Here is a 16,570-nt window from a genome sequence, read left to right as displayed (position 1 = left end):
GGGCGGACCGAGAGGTCCGCCCGGCCCTCACGCCGTCGTGCCCCCTGAGTGCTCGTGCGCGCCCGTCGCCGACCGGGTCGCCGACGTCCCGGTGGGTGCCGTCTCCGCTGCGGCGCCCCGGCGACGTCGTCACCAGAGAGCTGCGGAGAGGGCGGTCGCCGCCAGAGCGGGCGCAGTCGTCGAGCTCCAGCCGCACGACGGCCGGCTCCGACAGCGGGCGAGGTGCGGCCGTGTCGCCCTGGTGCGCCCGCCGACGGGGGCGACATGTGGCCATGTCGCCCCGGCGTGCCGCGAGCGGGGGCGATGTGTGGCCGTGTCGCCCTGCGGGGGTGCTGGGAGGGGTGGTGTGCGGCCGTGTCGGCCCGTGATGGTCGCCGCCCCGCCGGCGAGCTCAGCGGGTCAGCGCCGCAGCCGCGCGAGCGGCACCCAGCGGGCGCGCCAGCGCTGCCGGCGCGGGCGCCGGGCCGCGACGGCGGCGAGCACGACGTCGACGTCGGCCCGCGCCTCACGGGCGGCGGCCCTCGCGCGCCGCCCACGGTCGTCCACCGCCTCGGAACCCTCGACCTCGACCTCGACCTGAGGCTGAGGGACGCCGTAGCGCGCGGCCTCGAGCGCCTCGCGCTGCCGCCGCAGCCGGTCGCGGACGCCGACCGCCTCCGTCTCCGACTCCGCGGCCTCCTGAGGGGGCGGCGCCGGCGTCGAGGCGGGGCCCGGGTCCGCCACGGTCGGCCGCGAGGGGCTGGTGCCCTCGCCCGCGCCGTGGGCGGTGACGCCCGCGAGCACGGGCGACCGGTCCCCGTGCCCGTCACCGTCGTCCGGCTCGACGCCGGCGAGCCGGGCGCGGCGCCGCTCCTCGGCGCGCGGGGTGTCGGACGCCTGCGGGGCGAGGCCCAGGTCGGCCAGGCCGCGCCGCAGGTCGTCCTCGGCGCGCTCGACGAGGGCGGTGGGCGAGCCCGCTGCGGCCGCCCGCCGCGCCGCCCGCCACCGGCGCCGCCGCAGGAGGCCGGCCGCGGCGGCGGGACCGAGGGCGAGGACCAGGAGCAGCGCGCCCGCGACGAGGGACAGGGCGAGGACGGGGGCCCCGGCGTCGGCCGCCGGGTCCGACGCCCCGGGGACGGCGCCGTCCGCCTCCGGGACCTGGCCCGCCGGTCCCGGCTCCGCGGGCGCCGGCGCGGGCGCGGGGGCGGGGGACTGCGCCTCCTCCTGGGCGGCGACCGCCGCGTCCGCCGCGTCGACGGTGCTCCAGCGCGGCGCCGCCCCGGTGCGCACGCCGGGCGTCGGCTCGAAGCGCACCCAGCCGTCGCTGCCGAGGTACACCTCGGGCCAGGCGTGCGCGTCGCTCAGGCGCACGCGGTAGCTGCCGTCCGCCTGCGCCGTCCCCGGCAGGAAGCCCACGGACACGCGCGCGGGGAGCCCGAGGGACCGCGCCATGAGCGCCATGGCCGAGGCGAAGTGGACGCAGTAGCCGGAGCGGCGGTCGAGGAAGGCCGCCACCGAGCCGGCGCCGGTGCCGCCCGGCGCCTCCTCGCTGTAGGTGAAGCCGCCGTCGTCGCGGAAGAAGGCCTGCAGGCGGGCCACGCGCTGCAGGGGCTCGCCGTCGCCCGCCACCTGCTCGGCGAGCTCGCCGATCTCCGGCGGCAGGTCGTCCGGCAGCTCCGTCCACGTCGTCCGGACGGAGGCGGGGGGGCCGCCCACCTCGACGAGGTCGGCGGCGTCGGGCACGAGCCGCAGGGAGCGCACCGCGTAGGTCTGCCCCTCGGTCGTCGTCGTGCCGCCCTCGCCGACGAGGTCGAGCGTCCCCGGGCGCACCCCCCAGGCGCCGGCGTCCGGCTGCAGCTCCACCGCCGTGGCGGGGTAGGGGGCGGGCAGGTACTCCTGCCGCAGCGCGGCCACCTGGACCTGCAGCACCTGCGGCACGGCGACGCCCGCGTCGACGGCCGCCTCGACGTCGAGGCCGGGCGGCTCGGGCACGCCCTCCTCGAGGGGCTGCAGGGACGTGCCGTCGTCGCGGGGGCGCCAGGTGTCGCCGTCGAAGACGTCGACCGTCACGAGGCGCAGGGGCTCGGTGGCCGGGCCGCCGCCCTCGAGGCGGTAGGTGAGGGCCGTCGCGTCCGAGCGCTCGCCGAGGTCGTCCGCCAGGCTCAGCAGCGGGTTGACGCGGGCCCCACCCGGCCCGCTGCCGGCGGGCCCCCCGCCCCAGCCCTGCGCCCCGAGGAGGCCGGTGCCGCCCCAGGGCCCGAGGGCGGGCACGACGACGGCGGCGAGCAGGGCGACCGCCGCCGTCGCCGCGGCGGCCACCAGCGGCGGGCGCGGGCGGGTCGCCCGACCGCCGCCGCGGCGCCACCGGGTGGCCGTGCGCCCCCAGCGCCCCTCGCGCCAGCGGCTCTCCGCGCGCAGGAGGAGGAGGTAGGGCACCGCGGCGACGACGAAGGCCGCCACGGGCAGCCCGGTGCGCTGCAGCGCGGCGGCGGTGGCGACGAGGGCCAGCAGCGGCGCGCCGGCGGCGCTCACGCGCCCGAGGCGGACGGCCAGCACGTCGACCGCCACCGCGACGGCCCCGACGCCCCCGACGACGAGCAGCCGCAGGCCCTGCGGATCGGCGACGGGCGGCAGGGAGGACCGGACCACGGCCATGCCCTCGTCGACGAGGAGGCGCCCCGACGCGAACGCTGCGGGCCCGGGCAGCAGGCCGAGGACACCGCTGCCGGGCGCGTAGAGGGCGGTGAGGACCATGAGCGCCGCGAGGACCTGCGCGCCGGTCCGGACGAGCGCCGACGACGTCAGCGCGTCGAGCACGACGCCGACCAGGCCGACCACGACGACGACGACGACGGCGTCGACGAACCAGCCGGGCCCGTCGACGAGCGGCAGCAGCGAGAGGGCCGCCGCGAGGACGGCCGCGCCGGCGAGGAGCGAGGGGGCGCCCGGCGGCACGCCCTCGCGCCCGCCGGGCCGGCGCTCGGCGCTCACGCGGCGCCTCGCGCGCCCGCGTCAGGGCTGCCGGGTACCCGGCGCCCGCTGGTGGCGGAGGCGGTGGCGCTGGCGCGCCGGTCCTCCGGCGCGGTCGTCCCACCGCCCCGCAGGGCGGCGGCCCAGGCGTCGGCCAGGTCGTCGTCCGGGCCGAGGCGCGCGGCGCCCCAGCCGGCGGCCCGGAGGGCCCGCACGACGGCGCCCACGGAGTCCGGGTCCGTCCCCGCGGCGCCCGTCCCGGCCGGGCCCGCGGCCGTGCCCCGTCCACCGGAGCGGCTGCTCCCGGCGGCATCGGTGCCGTGGGGCGCGTCCGCCTCCGGGCCCTCGTCCCCGCGTGCGACGACGAGCGCGAGCCGCCGCCGCGCCGGCGCGGCGGCCAGGGCGCGCGCCTCCCGAGGGCCGCAGACGACGACGAGCAGGTCCTCCCGGCGGCCGCGGAGCTCCCTCACCGCAGCCTCCGCCGCGTCCCCGCCCCCGTCCCTCCCACGGCCCGCGCGCCCCGGCCCGCCCGCGTCGTCGGTGAGCTCCGGAGCGGCCTGCGACGTCGGCCCAGCGGCGGTCTCGGGCGTCACCAGGGCCAGGCGCTCGAGCCGGGCGGCGCGCCCCCGGGCGTCGGCCCGGGCGGCGTCCCCGGGGCCGCCGAGCAGGAGGCGGACGGCCAGGCCGTCGCGCGCGAGGCGCTCCGCGGCCGAGGCCGCCGCCGCGACGGCGCGCTCGAAGGCCGCGACGCCCCGGGCGTCGTCCGCGCCCGTCACCGCGCCGGCGCGGCGGTCCAGCAGCACCGAGGCGCCCGCGCGGCGCGGGCGCTCGTCGCGCCGGACCATGAGCTCGCCCCGGCGGGCGCTGGTGCGCCAGTGCACCCGGCGCCGGTCGTCCCCGGGGTGGTACTCGCGCGGCACGACGTCGTCCTCGCCCGCACCCGGGTCCACGGAGGAGGCGCCCGCGGAGTCGCCGCGCACGGCGACCGGCGCCAGCGGCGCGAGCGCGGGCACGACGAGGAGGGGGTCGACGGCGGTCGTCGAGCGGGTGACCGCCACGAGGCCGAAGGGGTCCTGCACCACGAGCCGCAGCGGGCCCACGGGGTGGCGGCCCCGGCGCTCGCCCCGCAGGGCGTACCGCACGGAGGCCGACGTCCCCTCGGGCAGCGCCTCGACGACGAAGCGGGGGCTGGCGCGCAGCGCCGGCGGCACGAGGTCCTCGGCCAGCAGGGTGCGGCCGCCGCGGCCGCGGCCGTGCAGGTCCAGGCGCACCGAGGCGCTCCCGCCGACCGGGACGACGCCGGGCGACACGGAGCGGTCGACGACGAGGGACGGCGACGCCGCGCGGGCTCCCACCCAGGCGGCGAGGGGAAGGACGAGCAGGAGGACGGCCAGGCGCACGAGGTCGCGGTGGCCCAGGGCGACGCCGAGCGCGGCGGCGACGACGCCCGTGGCGGTGAGCGCCGCCCCCCGCCCCGTGAGAGCGCCCCAGGAGGCGCGGGCGCGCGCGGCGGCCTCGCGCCGCCGACCCCGCGCCCGCTCGGTCACGGCTCTCAGCCGCCCCGGACCGGCGTGCGGGCGAGGACGTCGTCGAGCGCCGACCGCGCGGCCCGCTCGTCGGCGAGGAGGTCGCCGCGGTCCACCGTGACGAGCCGGTGGGACAGCACGGGGCCGCACAGCGCCTGCACGTCGTCGGGCAGCACGTGCGGCCGGCCGGCGAGCAGGGCCCGGGCGCGGGCGGCGCGCAGGAGGTGCAGGGCCGCGCGGGGGGAGGCGCCGAGCACCACGGAGGGGTGCTCGCGCGTCGCGGCCGCGAGGTCCACGACGTAGCGCACGAGCGCGGGCGCGGCGTGCACGCGGGCCGCCAGGTCCACGAGCCGCCGCACGTCGGCGGCGTCCGCGACGGGGCGGACGGCGTCCAGCGGGTCGCCCGCGGCCCCGCCGCTGCGCGCGAGGAGCACGGCCACCTCCTCGTCGGGAGCCGGGTAGCCCACCGACACGCGCGCGAGGAACCGGTCCCGCTGCGCCTCGGGGAGGGGGTAGGTGCCCTCCATGTCGGCGGGGTTCTGCGTGGCGACGACGAAGAAGGGGGTCGGCAGGGCGTGCGTGGTGCCGTCGACGGTGACGTGGCCCTCGGCCATGCACTCCAGCAGCGCGGACTGCGTCTTGGGCGACGCCCGGTTGATCTCGTCGGCGACGACGAGCCCGGCGAAGACGGCGCCGGGGGTGAAGGTGAAGCGGCGCTCGCCCGGGTCCCAGATGCTCACGCCGGTGACGTCGCTCGGCAGCAGGTCCGGCGTGAACTGGATGCGCCGCACGCTGAGGTCCACCGAGCGGGCGAGGGCCGTCGCGAGGACGGTCTTGCCCACGCCGGGGACGTCCTCGAGCAGGAGGTGCCCGCCCGCGACGAGCGTCGTGACGGCGGTGCGCACGACCTCGTCCTTGCCGCGCACGACGGCCCGCACCTCGTCCACGACGGCCGTGGCGACCCGCCGCGCCTGCTCGAGCTCCTCGGGGGAGGGCGGGGGCGGCGACGCCGCACCCGCCGTGCCGGCGCTCGGTGGCGCGGTCGTCGACGTCACCCGCGCACGGTACGTGAGCCCCCCGCCGGGCACGAGGTCCTCCCGCGGCGTCCCCCGGACGGGGCGTCAGGCCGCCCCACCGGTCCCCACCCGCCCGCCCCACCGGTCCCCACCCGCCCGCCCCACCGGTCCCCACCCGCCCGCCCCACCGGTCCTCGACCGTGCGCCGGGCGCCCCCCACTCCCCTCCACCCGCGTTCCTCGGCCACCCGGCGGGTGCCCTCCGCGCGCGTCTCGAGGCCCAGCAGGGCCCCGGAGGGGCGCCAGCGGGGCTCTGCGGCCGGGCGGCCCGGCGGCGGCGCCGCTCCGGGTGCCGCGCGCCCCCACCGCCCCTCCACCGCCCCCCACCACCGCCCGTCCGCCGTCTTGACGCGCTGACCTGGGCAGACGTCGTCCGCGCTGCTCCGGACGGGTGGTCCGGCGGGCGCGCGGCGCGTTGACGGTGGGGCGAAGTGGAGTACGGTGGGGGACGTCGGAGCGAGAGAGCGTCGACCGGCCCTCCCGGGCACCGGGGGAGGGGTGGTCGGGGCTCGCAGGGGAGGAGCGGCCGGTGTTCCTCGGCACGCACTCGCCGCGCCTCGACGACAAGGGCCGGCTGATCCTCCCCGCGAAGTTCCGGGACCAGCTGGCCGACGGCCTGGTGGTCACGAAGGGGCAGGAGCGCTGCCTCTACGTGTTCCCGGAGCGGGCGTTCGAGGAGCTGCACGAGCAGCTCCGCCAGGCGCCCGTGACGAGCAAGCAGGCCCGGGACTACGCGCGCGTCCTCCTCGCGGGGGCGTTCGACCAGGTCCCGGACCGGCAGGGGCGCATCACGGTGCCGCAGCCCCTGCGCACCTACGCGGGTCTCGAGCGCGACGTCGTCGTCATCGGGGCCGGCACCCGCATCGAGGTGTGGGACGCCGCCGCCTGGGAGGCCTACCTGGCCGAGCAGGAGGAGTCCTTCGCCAGCACCGCCGAGGAGGTCGTTCCCGGCCTCTTCTGACGGGGCGTCCCGAGCCGGTCCGCCCGGCACGGACCCCGGGGCGACGCGCCGCGCGCCTCCCTGGCCCGCGGGCCCCTGACCTGCACGATCGGTCAGCACAACGTGACGGGCCGCACAGCCAGTCACACGCTTCACGACAGTCACACGAGTCACACGAGCACCACCCGGCGCCCGGTCCGGCCTCCAGCCGCTCCCGCCGCCCCAGGTCCTGGCGCACTTCCCCGGCGCCAGGCCCCGGGACCGGCCGGAGCGGATGGGGACCAGTCCCGGCGGCGGAACGCGGCGGACGCGCGGCCCCCGGGCCGCAGGAGAGGGGGCGGGCATGGGCGAGCAGCCCGACGCGGTCACGCCCCCGGAGGGGGACCGCCTCCCCGACGGCCCCCCTCCCGGCGCGGCGCCCGAGCGGGGCACCGCCGACCGCCACGTGCCCGTGCTCCTCGAGCGGTGCGTCGACCTCCTCGCCCCCGGGCTCGCGGCCGAGGGCGCCGTCGTCGTCGACGCGACGCTGGGGATGGGCGGCCACGCCGAGGCGCTGCTGCGCCGCTGCCCGGGCGCGGTGCTCGTCGGCCTCGACCGCGACCCGCAGGCGCTCGCGCTCGCGGGGGAGCGCCTGGCCCCCTTCGGCGACCGGGTCCACCTCGTCCGCACGGTCTTCGACGGGCTGCCCCGCGCCCTGGCCGGTCTCGGCGTGCGCCAGGTGGGCGGCGTGCTGCTCGACCTCGGCGTCTCCTCGCTGCAGCTCGACGAGGTCGACCGGGGCTTCTCCTACGCCCGCGACGCGCCCCTCGACATGCGCATGGACCCCACCGGCGGCCCGACGGCGGCGGACGTGCTCGCCACCTACCCCGCCGGGGACCTGGCGCGGGTCCTGCGCGACTACGGCGAGGAGCGCTTCGCCCGCCGCATCGCCGACCGCGTCGTCGCGGCGCGCGAGGTCGCGCCGCTGCGGACGACGCGCGAGCTCGCCGACCTCGTGCGCGACGCCGTGCCGGCCGCCACGCGCCGGACGGGCGGCAACCCCGCCAAGCGGACCTTCCAGGCGCTGCGGGTGGAGGTCAACGGCGAGCTCGACGCCCTGCGCCGCGCGCTCCCCGCGGCGGTGGACGCGCTCGCCGTCGGCGGCCGCGTCGTCGTCATGAGCTACCAGTCCCTCGAGGACCGGATCGCCAAGCAGGTGCTGGCCGCCGGTGCGGCCAGCACCTCACCGCCCGACCTCCCGGTCGAGCTGCCCGAGCACGCGCCGCTGCTGCGCCTGCTCACCCGGGGCGCCGAGACGGCGCCCGAGCCCGAGACCGCCCGCAACCCCCGAGCCGCGTCGGTGCGGCTGCGCGCCGCCGAGCGCGTCCGCGGGGGCCGCCTCCGAAGGAGCGCCGCATGAGCGCCGCCAGCGCCGCTCGAGCCGTCAGCGCCACCGGCGCCGCCCGGCCCGCGCGCCCCCTCGGGCCTCCCCGCAGCCGGTCCGCCCGGGCCGCGTCCCCGCTGGCGCGCAGCGCGGGCGCCCGGCCCGGCTCCCGCCCCGCCCCTCGTCCTCCGGTCGGCGCGGCCGCCGCCACGGCGCGCGCCGCGGCGCCGGCCCGGCCGCTGCCCGGGCGTCAGGACACCGGTCGTGAGAGCGCCGCGCCGCGCGTGCGCCTCGTCGCACCGCCGGCCTCCTCGCGCCGGCGGCTGCCCTTCGGCGCCCTGTGCGCGGTCGTCGTCCTCGCGTCCCTGCTCGCCGTGCTCCTGCTCAACATCTCGCTGTCGCACGGGGCCTACGAGCTCCACGACGTGCAGGCCCGCCAGCAGCAGGCGGGGGAGCGCCGCCAGGCCCTCACCGAGCAGGTGCAGCGCAGCGCGTCCCCCGAGGAGCTCGGCCGGCGCGCCGCCGACCTCGGCATGGTGCCGTCGGGCACCACGGGCTTCGTGCGGCTGCCCGAGGGCGTCGTCGTCGGCGCGCCCGCGCCCGCCCCCGAGCCGCCCGCCGGCGAGGAGGGCGCGGCGGCGCCCGGGACGGCCGCAGCCGCGCCCGCCCCGGGGGACCTCGGCGTCGAGGACCTCGCCGCCGACGAGCCGCCGCCCGCCGAGGCGGCGGCCGAGGGCGACCGCACCGCCCGCGACCGGGCCGAGGACGAGGCCGCCGCCGGCGGCAGCACCGCCGAGGACAGCACCGCCGACGACAGCACCGCCGAGGAGAGCGCGCCCTGATGCCCGGCCCCGACCGCAGCCCGCACCGCACGCCCCACCACCCCGCGAGGCCGCTCGTGCGCCACGAGCGGCGGGCGCGGCTGATCCTCGCGCTCGTGCTGGCGCTCCTCGTCGTCTTCGCCGGGCGCCTCGTGCAGGTGCAGGCCGTCGACGCCGAGGCGGTCGCCCAGCAGGCGCTCGCCGACCGCATGGGCGTGGAGCAGCCGCTGCTGGCCCAGCGCGGGCGCATCCTCGACGCGAGCGGCCAGGTCCTCGCCGCGAGCGTGGAGCGCCGCGACGTCATCGCCGACCCGCAGATCGCCGCCGAGGGCTACGAGCGCGAGGACGCCGACGGCGAGGTCGTCGCCGAGGGGCTGGACGGCGCCGTCGCCGACCTCGCCGCGCTCCTCGATCGCGACCCCGCCGACGTCCGCGCCGCGCTGACCCGGGGCGGCGGGTCCCGCTGGAGCGTGGTGGCCCGCGACATCACGCCGGAGCTGTGGGCGCAGGTCAAGGCCCTGGGCGTCGCCGGCATCACGTCCGAGCCGCGCTTCAGCCGCAGCTACCCGGGCGGTGACCTCGCCGGGAACGTCCTCGGCTACACGGGCGGGGACGGCGACGCCGGGCTGGGCGGCGTCGAGGCGGTCATGGACGACGAGCTCGCCGGCACGGACGGCTTCCAGCGGGTCGAGCGCGGCCGGATGGGCCAGGCCATCCCCATGGGGGAGAGCCAGCGCGTCGAGCCCGTCCCCGGCTCCGACGTCCGCCTGACCATCGACCGCGACCTGCAGTGGACGGCGCAGGAGCGGGCGACCGCGATGCGCGAGCAGGCCGGTGCCGAGTGGGTCAGCGTCGTCGCGCTCGAGGTGGGCACCGGGCACGTCCTCGCCCTCGCCGAGTCGCCGACGGTCGACCCCAACGACTTCGCCTCGGCCGACCCCGCCGCGCTGGGCAGCCGCGCCGTCTCCGACGTCTTCGAGCCCGGCTCGACGAGCAAGGTCGTCACGGCGGCCGCGGCCCTCGAGGAGGGCGTCGTCGAGCCGCTGGACCGGTTCGAGGTGCCCTACACCTGGGAGGCGGCCAACGGCCAGTCCTTCCGCGACTCCCACCACCACGACCTCGAGAGGCTGACCTTCGCCGGCATCCTCGGCGAGTCCTCCAACACCGGGACCGTCCGGGTGGGCGAGCGGCTCACCCGGGAGCAGCGCCACGACTACATGCGGCGCTTCGGCTTCGGCGAGCGCACCGGGATCGAGCTGCCGGGCGAGACGCCGGGCATCCTCGCCGCCGCCGACGACTGGGACGGGCGCCAGCAGTACACGGTCCTCTTCGGCCAGGGCGTCTCCGTCAACGCGCTGCAGGCGGCGGAGGTCTACGCCACCATCGCGAACGACGGCGTCCGGGTCCCGCCGCGCCTCGTCGCGGGCACCGTCGACCCCGACGGCACGGAGCACCCGGCGGCCCAGCCGCCCGGCGTGCGCGTCGTGAGCCCCGAGACGGCCCAGCAGGTCTCGACGATGCTCGAGGGCGTCGTCGCCGAGGGCACCGGCGACGCGGCCGCGATCCCCGGCTACCGCGTGGCCGGCAAGACGGGGACGGCGGAGGCGCCGGACGACCGCGGGGGCTACACCGGCTACACGAGCTCCTTCATCGGCTACGCGCCGGCCGACGACCCGCAGGTCGTCGTGGCCGTCATCGTCCAGCGCCCGACCAACGGGTTCTACGGCGGCCAGGTGGCGGCGCCGGTGTTCAAGGACGTCCTGTCCTACGCGCTCACCGCCCGCGGCGACATGCCGTCCTCGGAGCCGGCGCGCCTCTACCCGCAGACCTGGTGAGCCGCCCGGAGCCGGCGGCGCCGGCCCTCCGCCGCCCCGCCCCCGCCCCCTCGGCGGCGCGGCGAGGGTCGCGCTCGCGCGCCGGTAGCCTCCCGGGGTGCCCGAGCCGACCCACGACGCCGCGCGCGGCGGCGGTCGGTCGGAGGCCGCGGTGAGCGAGCGGCGGACGGACCCCGTCGAGCGGGGTGCCCAGGGCGCCGGCGCGGACCTGACCGACCTCGTCGCGGCCCTGCCCGGCGCGCGGGTCGACGGCGACGCCGCGGGCGTGCGGGTCCTCGGGGCGACGCTGGACTCCCGCGCGGTGCGCCCCGGCGACCTCTACGCGGCTCTCCCCGGGGCGCGCGCGCACGGCGCCGACTTCGCGGCGGCGGCCGTCGCCGCCGGTGCGGCCTGCGTGCTCACCGACCCCGCGGGGGCCGGTCGCGCGGCGGCCGCGGGGGCGCCCGTCCTCGTCGTCCCCGACCCGCGCGCCGTCCTCGGCGACCTCGCGGCGCGCGTGCACCGCACGGGCGTCCACGCGGCGCCGGGTCGCGCCCCGGTGCTCCTCGGCGTCACGGGCACCAACGGCAAGACGACGACGGCCTACCTCCTCGAGGGCGCCCTGTCCGCGCTCGGCCGCACCACGGGCCTCGTCGGCACGGTCGAGACGCGCGTCGCGGGCGAGGTCGTGGCCAGCACGCGCACGACGCCGGAGGCGCCCGACCTCCACGCGCTCCTGGGGCGGATGGAGCGCGCCGGCGTGGAGGTGGCCGCCCTCGAGGTCTCGAGCCACGCGCTCGTCCTGCACCGCGTGGACGGCGTCGTCCTCGACGTCGCGGCCTTCACGAACCTCTCCCAGGACCACCTCGACTTCCACGACGGCATGGAGGACTACTTCGCCGCCAAGGCCTCGCTGTTCACCCCCGAGCGCTCCCGCCGGGGCGTCGTCGTCGTCGACGACGCCTGGGGCGAGCGCCTCGCGCGGGAGGCCCGGGTGCCCGTCACGACGGTGACGACCCGGCCCGGGGCGCGGCCGGGCGAGGACGCCGACTGGGTGGCGCTGGACCCGCAGGTGGGGAGCACCGGCACGGGCTTCGTCCTGGCGGGGCCGGGTGGGGCGCGCCTGCCGCTGCGGGCGCCGCTGCCCGGCGCCTTCAACGTCGCGAACACGGCGCTCGCCGCCGTCGTGCTGCTCGAGGCGGCGCCGCTCCTGCCGGGTGCGACGACGCCCGACGCCCTGGCGGCCGGCCTCGCGCGCGCCGGCGGGGTGCCCGGGCGCCTGCAGGTCGTGTCCCCCTCGCGCCCGGCCGGCGGGCCGGGGGCGGCCCGCGTCCCGCGCGTCCTCGTGGACTACGCCCACACCCCCGACGCGGTGGCGGCGGCGCTGGAGGCCGTGCGCCCCAGCGCGCGCGGGCGGCTCGTCGTCGTCCTCGGCGCGGGCGGCGACCGCGACCGCGGCAAGCGCGGCCCCATGGGCGCCGCGGCCGCCCGGCACGCCGACGTCGTCGTCGTCACCGACGACAACCCCCGCTCGGAGGACCCGGCGGCCGTGCGGGCCGCCGTCCTGGCCGGCGCCACCGCGCCGGAGCCCGACGGCGGCGCCCCCCGGGGGGCGCGGCCGGCCCCGCAGGTCCTGGAGGTCGCCGACCGCGCCGCGGCCATCCGCGCGGCCCTGGACGCCGCCGGCGAGGACGGCACCGTCCTCGTCGCCGGCAAGGGCCACGAGCGCGGCCAGGAGGTCGCGGGCGTGGTCCACCCCTTCGACGACCGCGACGAGGTCCGTGCGGCGCTGGACGCGCTGCTCGGCCCCGACGAGAGCGAGAGCGCATGATCCCCCTGTCCCCGCAGCGCCTGGCCGAGGTCGTCGGGGGTGAGCTGCGGCTGCCCGCCCACGGTCCCGAGGGGACCTCCGCCGACGGGTGGCCGGACGTCAGCGCGCCCGCGGCGACGGACTCGCGGTCGGTCGAGCCGGGCGGCCTCTTCGTCGCCCGCGCGGGGGAGAGCGCGGACGGCCACGACTTCGTCGTCGCGGCCGTCGCCGCCGGCGCCGCCGCGAGCCTCGTCGCCCGCCCCGTGGTGGACCCCGGTGCCGGGCCCGACGGCGACCTCGCGGGCCCCCAGGTCGTCGTGCCCGACGTGCAGGCCGCCTTCGAGGCGCTCGCCCGCCACCACGTCAACGCGCTGCGCGCCGAGGGCGCCGTCGTCGTCGGCATCACCGGCAGCGCGGGCAAGACGTCGACGAAGGACCTCCTGGCCGTCCTGCTCGCCGAGCTCGGCCCGACCACCGCCACGCCGATGTCCTACAACGGCGAGGTCGGCCTCCCGCTGACGGTCCTGGCCGCGCCTCCCGGCACCCGCCACCTCGTCCTCGAGATGGGGGCGCGGGGCGTCGGCCACGTCGCCGCGCTGTGCCGGGTGGCGCCGCCGGACGTCGCCGTCGTCCTCAACGTCGGCTCCGCGCACGTGGGCGAGTTCGGCTCGGTGGACGCCATCGAGCGCGCCAAGGGCGAGCTGCCCGAGGCGCTCGGCGAGGGCGGCGCGGCCGTGCTCAACGCCGACGACGAGCGGGTCGCGCGCATGGCGGCGCGCACCCGTGGCCGCGTGCTCGCCGTCCGGGCCGCGGGGTCGGGCGAGGGCGCGGCCGTGTGGGCGCAGGACGTCGACCTCGACGCGGGCGGGCGCGCGGTCTTCCGCCTCCTGTCGCGCCTCGGCCCGGGGGCGGGCGCGGGGGCCCACGACGACGCGCCGCAGGAGGCGCGCATCGCGCTGCGCCTCGTCGGCGAGCACCACGTCGCGAACGCCGTCGCCGCCGCGGCGGCGGCCCTGCACCTCGGCCTGCCGCTCGAGCGCGTGGCCGCGGTGCTCTCCCGCGCCGTCCCCGCGAGCCGGGCCCGCATGGAGGTCACCGAGCGCGCCGACGGCGTCACCGTCGTCAACGACGCCTACAACGCCAACCCGGAGTCGGTCCGCGCGGCGCTCAAGGCGCTCGTCGCGATGCGCCGCGGCCCCGACGGGCGCGAGCGCCGCACCTGGGCCGTGCTCGGGGAGATGCTCGAGCTGGGCGCCTCGAGCACCGCCGAGCACGACCTCGTCGGCCGGCTCGCCGTGCGCCTCAACGTCTCCCACCTCGTGGCCGTCGGGCCGGGCGCCCGCGCGGTGCACTCCGGCGCCCAGCACGAGGGCTCGTGGGGCGACGAGGCCGTGCACGTCGCCGACGTCGACGAGGCCCTCGCCCTGCTGCGCGCGGAGCTGCGCCCCGGCGACGTCGTCCTCGTGAAGTCGTCCAACGCCGCGGGCCTGCGGGCCCTGGGCGAGCAGCTCGTCGCCGACGCGCCCCCCTCCGACGCGTCCGCCGCGGCCGGCTCGGCCGCGCGCGGGGAGGGGGGCGCCGCGTGCTGACCGTCCTCGTCGCCGCCGCCCTCGCGCTCGTCCTGTCGCTGCTCGGCACGCCCGTCTTCATCCGCTGGCTCGTGCGCAAGGGGTACGGGCAGTTCATCCGCGACGACGGCCCGACGACGCACAAGACCAAGCGCGGCACGCCGACGATGGGCGGCGTCGTCATCGTCGCCGCGACGGTCCTCGCCTACCTCGGCGCCCACCTCGCGACGCTCGACGCCCCCACCGCCTCGGGCCTGCTCGTGCTCCTGCTCATGACCGGCCTGGGCGTCGTCGGCTTCCTCGACGACTACATCAAGATCTCCAAGCAGCGCAGCCTGGGGCTGCGCAGCCTGCCGAAGCTGCTCGGGCAGATCGGCGTCGCGGTCGTCTTCGCCGTCCTCGCGCTGCAGTTCCCCAACGACCGGTTCCGCACGCCGGCGTCGACGAGCATCAGCTTCATCCGCGACACGGGCGTCGACCTGGCCTTCGCGGGGGCCCTGCTGGGGACGGTGCTCTTCGTCGTCTGGGCGCTGCTCATGGTCGCCGGGGCCAGCAACGGCGTGAACCTCACCGACGGCCTCGACGGCCTCGCCACGGGCGCGACGACGGCGGTGGCCGGGTCCTACCTGCTCATCGGGGTGTGGCAGTCCAACCAGAGCTGCCAGAGCATCGCGACGGCGGGGCCCAACTGCTACGAGGTGCGCGACCCGCGCGACCTCGCCGTCGTCGCGGCCGCCCTCATGGGCGCCTGCTTCGGCTTCCTGTGGTGGAACGCCTCGCCCGCCAAGATCTTCATGGGCGACACGGGCTCGCTGGCCCTCGGCGGCGCGCTCGCCGGCCTCGCGATCCTCTCGCGCACCGAGCTGCTGCTCGTCCTGCTCGGCGGCCTCTTCGTCATCATCACGCTGTCCGTGGTCATCCAGGTCGGCTCCTACAAGCTCACCGGGAGACGGGTGTTCCGCATGGCGCCCCTGCAGCACCACTTCGAGCTCGCCGGGTGGGCCGAGGTGACCATCGTCATCCGCTTCTGGATCGTCGCCGTGCTCTTCGCGGCGCTCGGCCTCGGCATCTTCTACGCCGAGTGGGTCGTCGGGACGGGCCTGTGAGCCCCCTCGGCCCGGGGGAGCAGCCCGTCACCGCCCGCACCGCGCCCCTCGTCGACGCCGGCGCGGAGTGGGCGGGCCTGCGCGTCGTCGTCGCCGGCGTCGGCGCGTCGGGGTTCGCCGCCGCCGACGCGCTCGCCCAGCGCGGTGCCCGGGTGCTCGTCGTCGACGCGCGCGACGGGGCGGAGGAGTGCGAGAAGGTCCGCGTGCTCGACGTCATGGACGTCCGGGCGCTCCTCGGCGACGACGCCGCGGCCGCCCTCGGCGGCGACCTGCCGCGCGTCGACGGCGCGGCGCCCGACCTCGTCGTCACCTCGCCCGGGTGGCGGCCCACCGCGCCGCTGCTCGCGGCCGCGACCGCGGCCGGCGTCCCCGTCTGGGGCGACGTCGAGCTCGCGTGGCGCCTGCAGCCGCCGCCGGGCAGCCCCGGCCGCGCGCCCTGGCTCGCGATCACCGGGACGAACGGCAAGACGACGACGACGCGGATGCTCGCCGCCATGCTGTCCGCCGCCGGCCTGCGCACCGCGGCGGTCGGCAACGTGGGGACGCCCGTGCTGCACGCCGTCGTCGACCCGCAGCCGTACGACGTGCTCGCGGTCGAGCTCTCGAGCTACCAGCTGCACTGGAGCTCCTCGGTCGCCGCTCAGTCCGCGGCCGTGCTCAACCTCGCGCCCGACCACCTCGACTGGCACGGCGGCATGGAGGCGTACGCGGCCGCCAAGGGCCGGGTCTACGAGGGCGTCGAGCGCGCGTGCGTCTACAACGTCGCCGACCCGGTGACGGAGCGGCTCGTGCGGGATGCCGACGTCGTCGAGGGCGCGCGGGCGGTGGGCGTGACGCTCGGCGTCCCGTCCGTCGGCATGCTCGGCGTCGTCGAGGACGTCCTCGCCGACCGCGCCTTCGTCGCCGAGCGGTCCGGCGCGGCCGCCGAGCTCGGCACGCTGGAGGACCTCCTCGCCGCCTCGGGCGGCACCGGGCCCGCCCCGCACGTCGTCGAGGACGCGCTGGCCGCCGCGGCGCTCGCCCGCTCCCACGGCGTGCCGCCCGCGGCGGTGCGCGACGCGCTGCGCGGGTACCGCCCCGACGCCCACCGCATCGCGCTCGTCGCCGAGGCGGACGGCGTGCGCTGGGTGGACGACTCCAAGGCCACCAACGCCCACGCCGCGTCGGCCTCGCTGACGGCGTTCGACCCGGTGGTGTGGGTGGCCGGGGGCCTCGCCAAGGGCGCCTCCTTCGACGAGCTCGTGGCCCGCCACGCCCACCGGCTGCGCGGCGTGGTGCTCGTGGGGCTCGACCGCGAGCCGCTGCGGTCGGCCCTGCGGCGACACGCCCCCGAGGTCCCCGTCGTGGAGGTCGAGCGGTCGCAGGATGCGGGGGTGGCTCAGCCCGTGGCACCTCCGACGACGGCCCTGACGGGGCGCGCGGTCATGGACCGCGCCGTCGCGCTCGCCGGCGACCTGGCCCGCCCGGGCGACGTCGTCCTGCTGGCCCCGGCGTGCGCGTCCATGGACCAGTTCACCGACTACGGCGCCCGCGGTGACGCCTTCGCCGCGGCGGTCCTCGCCCGCACCGGCGGCGCCGACGGGGACGGCGGGCGCTGA

11 protein-coding genes are annotated in these 16,570 nt (G+C 79.4%); 8 read left to right on the top strand and 3 right to left on the bottom strand.

Going from position 1 to position 16,570, the window contains the following annotated elements; all coding sequences use genetic code 11:
- Positions 1 to 399: 399 nt before the first annotated feature.
- Genes WDV85_RS14420 through WDV85_RS14410 form a run of 3 tightly spaced genes read right to left on the bottom strand, consistent with a single transcriptional unit; the run spans position 400 to position 5,530 of the window.
- Positions 400 to 2,970: a transglutaminase-like domain-containing protein gene (locus WDV85_RS14420; RefSeq protein WP_339571281.1), complete on the bottom strand. Its 2,571-nt coding sequence runs from the start codon at positions 2,968 to 2,970 to the stop codon at positions 400 to 402.
- On the bottom strand, positions 2,967 to 4,496 hold the full coding sequence (locus WDV85_RS14415) for a DUF58 domain-containing protein (RefSeq protein ID WP_339571280.1): 1,530 nt from the start codon (positions 4,494 to 4,496) through the stop codon (positions 2,967 to 2,969). Before WDV85_RS14415 ends, WDV85_RS14420 begins: the two co-directional genes overlap by 4 nt.
- A gap of 5 nt (positions 4,497 to 4,501) precedes the next feature.
- Positions 4,502 to 5,530 (bottom strand): AAA family ATPase, encoded by a 1,029-nt coding sequence (locus WDV85_RS14410; RefSeq protein ID WP_339571279.1) that lies wholly within the window; start codon positions 5,528 to 5,530, stop codon positions 4,502 to 4,504.
- A 549-nt stretch (positions 5,531 to 6,079) separates the two neighbouring features.
- Between WDV85_RS14410 and mraZ the strand changes: the two genes are divergently transcribed.
- The 8 genes from mraZ to murD all read left to right on the top strand — a co-directional run bounded on the left by mraZ (position 6,080) and on the right by murD (position 16,570).
- The gene (gene mraZ, locus WDV85_RS14405) at positions 6,080 to 6,511 is read left to right on the top strand and encodes a division/cell wall cluster transcriptional repressor MraZ (protein WP_171204286.1); all 432 of its coding nucleotides are present in this window, start codon (positions 6,080 to 6,082) and stop codon (positions 6,509 to 6,511) included.
- 322 nt (positions 6,512 to 6,833) lie between these two features.
- Entirely contained in the window at positions 6,834 to 7,889 is a 1,056-nt protein-coding gene (gene rsmH / locus WDV85_RS14400) for a 16S rRNA (cytosine(1402)-N(4))-methyltransferase RsmH (protein ID WP_339571278.1), read from the top strand.
- Positions 7,886 to 8,695 carry a hypothetical protein gene (locus WDV85_RS14395; RefSeq protein ID WP_339571277.1) on the top strand — a complete coding sequence of 270 codons (810 nt, stop codon included), beginning with the start codon at positions 7,886 to 7,888 and terminating at the stop codon, positions 8,693 to 8,695. Before rsmH ends, WDV85_RS14395 begins: the two co-directional genes overlap by 4 nt.
- Entirely contained in the window at positions 8,695 to 10,509 is a 1,815-nt protein-coding gene (locus WDV85_RS14390; RefSeq protein WP_339571276.1) for a peptidoglycan D,D-transpeptidase FtsI family protein, read from the top strand. Before WDV85_RS14395 ends, WDV85_RS14390 begins: the two co-directional genes overlap by 1 nt.
- Positions 10,510 to 10,606: 97 nt before the next feature.
- Positions 10,607 to 12,319, top strand: coding sequence for a UDP-N-acetylmuramoyl-L-alanyl-D-glutamate--2,6-diaminopimelate ligase (locus tag WDV85_RS14385; RefSeq protein ID WP_339571275.1), 1,713 nt, complete (start codon positions 10,607 to 10,609; stop codon positions 12,317 to 12,319).
- Complete coding sequence (locus WDV85_RS14380) at positions 12,316 to 13,887, top strand: UDP-N-acetylmuramoyl-tripeptide--D-alanyl-D-alanine ligase (RefSeq protein ID WP_339571274.1); 1,572 nt, start codon at positions 12,316 to 12,318, stop codon at positions 13,885 to 13,887. The genes WDV85_RS14385 and WDV85_RS14380 overlap by 4 nt, the downstream gene beginning before the upstream one ends.
- Complete coding sequence (gene mraY / locus WDV85_RS14375) at positions 13,881 to 14,972, top strand: phospho-N-acetylmuramoyl-pentapeptide-transferase (RefSeq protein WP_339571273.1); 1,092 nt, start codon at positions 13,881 to 13,883, stop codon at positions 14,970 to 14,972. Before WDV85_RS14380 ends, mraY begins: the two co-directional genes overlap by 7 nt.
- Entirely contained in the window at positions 14,969 to 16,570 is a 1,602-nt protein-coding gene (murD, locus tag WDV85_RS14370; protein WP_339571272.1) for a UDP-N-acetylmuramoyl-L-alanine--D-glutamate ligase, read from the top strand. The genes mraY and murD overlap by 4 nt, the downstream gene beginning before the upstream one ends.

This window comes from Pseudokineococcus sp. 5B2Z-1 (assembly GCF_037482305.1).
Lineage (GTDB): Bacteria > Actinomycetota > Actinomycetes > Actinomycetales > Quadrisphaeraceae > Pseudokineococcus.
Note: the sequence above shows the minus strand (reverse complement) of the source record. Positions and strands in the feature narration are given on the sequence as shown.

What these genes read in the sequence shown, in the direction of transcription:
- rsmH (WP_339571278.1), top strand. Translation starts at nt 6,834, where the DNA reads ATGGGCGAGCAGCCCGACGCGGTCACGCCCCCGGAGGGGGACCGCCTC.
- WDV85_RS14395 (WP_339571277.1), top strand. Translation starts at nt 7,886, where the DNA reads ATGAGCGCCGCCAGCGCCGCTCGAGCCGTCAGCGCCACCGGCGCCGCC.
- WDV85_RS14390 (WP_339571276.1), top strand. Translation starts at nt 8,695, where the DNA reads ATGCCCGGCCCCGACCGCAGCCCGCACCGCACGCCCCACCACCCCGCG.
- WDV85_RS14380 (WP_339571274.1), top strand. Translation starts at nt 12,316, where the DNA reads ATGATCCCCCTGTCCCCGCAGCGCCTGGCCGAGGTCGTCGGGGGTGAG.